The following is a 1,383-nucleotide window of genomic DNA, read 5'->3' on the forward strand; positions in this document are numbered from 1 at the left end:
CGGTCTTGGCGTTGATCTCGTCGATGCCGACGCCGGGTGCGGTTTGGGTGAGGAGGAGTCCGTCGTGGGTGATGTCGAGGACGGCGAGGTCGGTGATGATGCGGTTCACGCACCGTTTGCCGGTCAGGGGCAGGGAGCACTGGTCGAGGATCTTCGGTGTGCCGTCCTTGGCGGTGTGGGTCATGACGACGATGACGGTGCGGGCTCCGTGGACGAGGTCCATCGCTCCGCCGATCCCGGTGACCAGTTTTCCGGGTATGGCCCAGTTGGCCAGGTCTCCGTGGGCGGAGACCTGCATGGCGCCCAGGACGGCGACGTCGATGTGGCCGCCGCGGATCATGCCGAAGGACAGGGCCGAGTCGAAGTAGGCGGCGCCGGGCAGGACGGTGACGGTCTCCTTCCCGGCGTTGATGAGGTCGGGGTCGATCCGGTCCTCGGTGGGGTAGGGGCCGGTGCCCAGGATGCCGTTCTCCGATTCCAGGACCACCTCCACTCCCGGGGGGAGGTGGTTGGGGATCAGGGTGGGCAGTCCGATGCCGAGGTTGACGTACTGGCCGTCCTTGAGTTCCTGTGCGGCCCGGGCGGCCATCTCCTCGCGTGTCCAGGCCATCAGCCGTTCACCGTCCCCGGTGTCGAGGGCGCGGAGACCGTGCGCCGTTCCACTTTCTTGTCCGCTGCCTGCTGGGGGGTGAGGGCCACCACGCGCTGGACGAAGATGCCCGGCAGATGCACCGCGTCCGGATCGATCGCGCCAGGTTCGACGAGCTCTTCGACCTCGGCGATGGTGACTTTGCCGGCCATGGCGGCCGGGGGGTTGAAGTTGCGGGCGGATTTGTTGAAGACCAGGTTTCCGTGGCGGTCGCCGCGTGCTGCCCGTACCAGTGCGTAGTCCGTGCGGATTCCGTGTTCCAGTACGTACTCGACCCCGTCGAAGGCGCGTACTTCCTTGGGGGGTGAGGCCAGGGCGATGCCGCCGTGGCCGTCGTAGCGCCAGGGCAGTCCGCCGTCGGCGACCTGTGTGCCCACGCCTGCGGGGGTGTAGAAGGCGGGGATTCCCGCTCCGCCGGCCCGCATGCGTTCGGCGAGGGTGCCCTGCGGGATCAGCTCGACTTCCAGTTCTCCGGCGAGGTACTGGCGTGCGAACTCCTTGTTCGCCCCGATGTAGGAACCGGTGACCCGTGCGATCCGTCCGGCGGCCAGCAGTACGGCGAGGCCGGAGTCCATGGCGCCGCAGTTGTTGGAGACGACCGACAGGCCGCCGATCCCGCGCTCGAACAGTGCCTGGATCAGCACGTTCGGAACACCGCTCAACCCGAACCCGCCGACCGCCAGCGACGCACCGTCCGGCACATCGGCCACCGCCTCCAAGGCCGTGGCGACCAC

The 1,383-nt window shown here is 68.3% G+C and carries 2 protein-coding genes; both read right to left on the reverse strand.

Going from position 1 to position 1,383, the window contains the following annotated elements; all coding sequences use genetic code 11:
* Positions 1 to 610 (reverse strand): CoA transferase subunit B (locus tag ADL25_RS10645; RefSeq protein WP_059127430.1); only part of this gene is annotated, 610 nt, incomplete at its 3' end.
* Positions 610 to 1,383, reverse strand: a 774-nt coding sequence (locus tag ADL25_RS10650; RefSeq protein ID WP_234380863.1) for a CoA transferase subunit A, incomplete at its 5' end; no start/stop codon positions are given. The genes ADL25_RS10645 and ADL25_RS10650, both read right to left, overlap by 1 nt.

The sequence above is a fragment of the Streptomyces sp. NRRL F-5122 genome (assembly GCF_001507435.1).
GTDB lineage: Bacteria > Actinomycetota > Actinomycetes > Streptomycetales > Streptomycetaceae > Streptomyces > Streptomyces lannensis.